The 313-nt window shown below is 49.8% G+C and carries 1 rRNA gene; it reads left to right on the forward strand.

The features are described 5' to 3' along the window. A 23S ribosomal RNA gene (locus FG154_RS20985) occupies window positions 1-313 on the forward strand; the annotation flags it as partial.

Consider the following 313-nt stretch of genomic DNA (forward strand, 5'->3'; position numbering starts at 1 on the left):
TATAAAGGTATCTAACTCTGAATACATAGGGGTTAGAAGCGAACCTGGGGAACTGAAACATCTAAGTACCCAGAGGAAAGGACATCAAACGAGACTCCGCTAGTAGTGGCGAGCGAACGCGGACCAGGCCAGTGGCTTTTGTGAATGAAGTGGAACGAGTTGGAAAACTTGACCGAAGTGGGTGATAGTCCCGTACACGTAGAATAGCAGAAGTCCTTGAGTAGGGCGGGACACGTGAAATCCTGTCTGAACATGGGTCGACCACGATCCAAGCCTAAGTACTCGTGCATGACCGATAGCGAACCAGTACCGT

Origin of the sequence: Cereibacter sediminicola (assembly GCF_007668225.1) — a bacterium.
Taxonomy (GTDB): Bacteria; Pseudomonadota; Alphaproteobacteria; order Rhodobacterales; family Rhodobacteraceae; genus Cereibacter_A; species Cereibacter_A azotoformans.